2 protein-coding genes and 1 CRISPR repeat array are annotated in these 4,017 nt (G+C 37.2%); both genes read left to right on the forward strand.

Annotation, left to right across the window (positions count from 1 at the left end):
* A CRISPR array of direct repeats spans nucleotides 1-619; the repeat unit is 36 nt; unit sequence CCCCCCCGCTTGGGTTAATGCGGATTAGTTGGAAAC.
* Nucleotides 620-1,149: 530 nt separating this feature from the next.
* Nucleotides 1,150-1,932 carry an ABC transporter permease gene (locus tag F6K54_RS41550; protein ID WP_293090340.1) on the forward strand — a complete coding sequence of 261 codons (783 nt, stop codon included), beginning with the start codon at nucleotides 1,150-1,152 and terminating at the stop codon, nucleotides 1,930-1,932.
* A 526-nt stretch (nucleotides 1,933-2,458) separates the two neighbouring features.
* Nucleotides 2,459-3,190, forward strand: coding sequence for a hypothetical protein (locus F6K54_RS41555; protein ID WP_293090341.1), 732 nt, complete (start codon nucleotides 2,459-2,461; stop codon nucleotides 3,188-3,190).
* Nucleotides 3,191-4,017: the final 827 nt, after the last annotated feature.

Consider the following 4,017-nt stretch of genomic DNA (forward strand, 5'->3'; position numbering starts at 1 on the left):
TCCCCGCTTTGGTTAATGCGGATTAGTTGGAAACTTCAATGCTTCCATCAAATCCACCTGCTACATTTTCAACCCCCCCCGCTTGGGTTAATGCGGATTAGTTGGAAACTCAGCGGTAAGCTCCCGCGTTTCCGCGGTAAGCTCCCCCCCGCTTGGGTTAATGCGGATTAGTTGGAAACTAGCTTGCTCGGAAAGTGTACCTGGATTTTCTATGTTCCCCCCCCGCTTGGGTTAATGCGGATTAGTTGGAAACAAGAAAGCAGATGTTACTAATATGAATTGGGTAAATCCCCCCCGCTTGGGTTAATGCGGATTAGTTGGAAACCTTTCACCCTGGTTCACACGCTCCACCATTATTGGAGTGTCCCCCCCGCTTGGGTTAATGCGGATTAGTTGGAAACGCTGCTCTTTATTCTGAATAAAACAGGTCTTAAGCCCCCCCGCTTGGGTTAATGCGGATTAGTTGGAAACAAATTAACCTCCCCCGAGCTTGCTTAACTTACTTTATCCCCCCCGCTTGGGTTAATGCGGATTAGTTGGAAACGAGATGGTGGTTGCTACAATACCAAAACTCAAAGTTTTTCCCCCCCGCTTGGGTTAATGCGGATTAGTTGGAAACTTGAGCTCATAGTTTTCCCCATCCAAGCCCCCTAAATCCCCCAATTTTGGGGGACTTTTAGAAGCAAATTGGCTCTTGTTCCCCCCAGAATTGGGGGGCTAGGGGGGCAAAATTCAGTATCAAAACACTTTTCAGATATCCTCTAAAAAAATATTTGACTGATAACTGATAACTGATAACTGATAACTGAAGTTTCCCCCAGGTAGTTTAATCTATCTGGGTTTTTTATTGTTTTAAATTTTACAAGTTGCGATAGAACTCCGTTCCGCTGACGCGATCGCAAAGTTTAATATCAAATCTACTCAGGTTCGGTATAAAAAAATGTTTCATCACCGGAAAATTTGGTTAGTTATATCATGTCCGGATAATCAGTGATAAAAAACCTTTTCCCTTCTAACCTTTTCTTTCCTTCTGCCTCCTGCCTTCTGCCTTCTGCCTTACTTAAACTCCCGCGCAGCAAAGGAATTTTGTAGCTCACGCTTTGCTATATAATTTTAAAGACGAAAATTTTCTGGTGAAACCAAATAAAAATGGAACGATACCTACAGATACTAAAATTATTTTGGGGAGCAGCGATCGCTGCTGAACTAGAATACCGCTTCAATTTTGTCATAGCAGCAATTAGCAGTTTAGGGAACTTATTAGGTAGCTTATTTGGGTTATTTTTATTTTATAGAACAGGCTATAAATTTGATAATTGGAATTGGGAAGAAGCCTTAATTGTTTTAGCAATTTTTACTATTTTACAGGGAATATCCGCTACTTTTTTAATTCCAAATCTGAATCGTATTGTACAACAAGTACAAGAAGGCACCCTAGATTTTATACTACTAAAACCCATCAGTAGTCAATTTTGGCTTTCTACCCGTACAGTTTCTCCTTGGGGAATACCAGATGTAATTTTCGGTATTCTATTATTGGGATATGCAGGTAGTAAATTAGGCTTAGGAATAGATAATTATTTGCTTAGTTTAGTACCCCTTGTTTGTGGAATAACTACTCTTTATAGTCTGTGGTTTATTCTCGGTTCAACAAGTATTTGGTTCGTCAAAATTTATAATGTGACAGAAGTCCTCAAAGGCTTATTAGAAGCAGGAAGATATCCAATGGCCGCCTATCCCAATGCTTATCGTTTCTTCTTTACTTTTCTAGTACCAGTTGCATTTTTAACAACAGTACCAACTCAAGCAATCTTAGGTAGAATAGGAGGAACTTGGATAATAGGTTCTTTTCTGTTGGCAAGTGGGTTGTTATTTGCTTCTGTTAGATTTTGGAGGCTAGCTTTGCGCTACTATACAAGTGCTTCTAGTTAATGAGTAGTTGGGCAAAGTTATTTGTATGTATGTACTTAAATATATTTTCTGTCCCCTTTTCCCGACTTCTAAATGTTACAGCAGATTAGGTGATTAATATGGTACTATCGATGAAGTAAATATTTTTTACCAAATAATTAAGGTCTAATACCAATTTGAAAAAATAATGTTACGAATAATTAAGTGGGATAAAAAGATTTTGTAGGAAATATCCCTTTGACAAAAAAGAGAATTTACGACCTAAAAACTGGTCTTGAAGCCATTCCCATACGACTCCTGACTCCTGAGGACTGACTCCTAAGAAATAGCCTAACTATTTGTAGCAAACATTTATCAAATTGGTATAAAGCCTCTCCTTTAAAAGAGAAACAACCAGTCGTTAGCGCAGCTTCCCGTAGAGTGGGATTGTGAGGAAACCCAATCAACCAAGAGAAGAAAAAATTTTCCTTAAGCGTCAATCCTCTTCTTTTCAAGGAGAGGTAATTATTAATTATTAATTATTAATTATTAATTATTGAATTTAGCTATGGAACCAAATCAACTTTTAAGTGAACTTGAAGAAAGTTTAGATTCTGAAGAGTTACTACAACAAATAGAACAACAACAACAGGAAGAACAACTTGCTGAAGAAAAATCTTTTTCCCAGAAACGTTTGATAATCTTATTATTATCTATTCTAATGATAGAAGTAGGCATCGTCGTTTATGCTCTACAAGCTAGTCAAAAAATAGTAATTGTTTCTCCTGAAGAAAAAGCTCTTTTAGAACAACAACAAGCAGAAAAAGATTTAAAAGATGCTAAAAAACTAAATGTTCAAGGTAAGAATACGGTTAAATATCCACCACTGCCTTTAGCAACTTGGGAAGAAGCAGAAGCAAAGTTACTTGAAGCAATTAAATTATTAGAAGAAATTCCTGAGGATACTACTGTTGAAGAAGAGGCTAGTAAACTGCTTCAAACTTACCGCCAAGATTATAATATTCTCCGAGAAAAACTGATTGTAGAAAAAACAGCAACCTCTAAGTTAGTTAATGCTAAAAAGTTAGCCACAGAAGCAAGTGTAATTGTGCAAAACCCCCCTCATCCACCACAGGTATGGCAAGAAGCTCAAGCTAAATGGCAAAAAGCTATAGATTTACTGCAAGAAATACCTCAAGATACTTTTGTTGCTGCCGAAGCAGTAGAAAGATTAGATGTCTATCGTATTAACTATAGGGCAGTTAGTAGTAGATTAGAAAGGGAACAAGAGTCAAATTGAAGAAGGCAGAAGGCAGAAGGCAGAAGGGAAAATTGCGCGGGTATTCAAACCCCAAACAATTTTAAGCATCCCCATTGACAAAAAAATAAGGTCTAAAGCCTCCCCTTGGCTGCGCCGCTAGCTACCGCTCTACAAAGGGATGAAAAAGCAGTCGAGAGATGGCGTTTGCTAGCGCACAACTACGTTAACGCGTAGCGTCCCGGAGGGAACGGTTTCCTCGCCATATCCAATCGACTAAGAGAAAATCAAGTTCAATATTTCAAGCCTCTGACTTTAACTAGAGGTGCTGATGACTGATAACTGAAATGACAGAAGTTTAAGTGAATTTTCGGAAATGTTTATTCTGTGAATTGAGAAATATTTGATGAAACTGGTATACCTCAGTTGATAAATTCTATAAACTAGATTTGAGATTTAGAGATTTTATAAAGGATTAAAAATTGGTATAATTAATGTTAAAATAATTTTTTTAATATCATGTCCGTATTTGATAGTTGGTGTAAATATAAGTGTGAATACCTAGATAAAATTTAAGTTTTTTTTCAAGCTTTTAAGTATTCCTATCTATTCCTTATCAAAATAATTGAGTCTAAGAGGATATCTGAAAAGTTTTTTGATACTGAATTTTGCCCCCCTAGCCCCCCAACTTTGGGGGAAGAGTCAATTTGCTTGCTCTAGTCCCCCAATTTTGGGGGATTTTTAGCAATGCTAAGTTGAAGTATATCTTTGACAGTATTTGCTTTTATTCTGTAGTCAAAAAATTGGAGATTAATTATGCTAGGAAGTGCATCAGAGTCTAAGAAAAAAAATCTATCGAATCATCTACG

It is taken from the genome of Okeania sp. SIO3B5 (assembly GCF_010692555.1).
Lineage (GTDB): Bacteria > Cyanobacteriota > Cyanobacteriia > Cyanobacteriales > Microcoleaceae > Okeania.

What these genes read in the sequence shown, in the direction of transcription:
- F6K54_RS41550 (WP_293090340.1), top strand. Translation starts at nt 1,150, where the DNA reads ATGGAACGATACCTACAGATACTAAAATTATTTTGGGGAGCAGCGATC.
- F6K54_RS41555 (WP_293090341.1), top strand. Translation starts at nt 2,459, where the DNA reads ATGGAACCAAATCAACTTTTAAGTGAACTTGAAGAAAGTTTAGATTCT.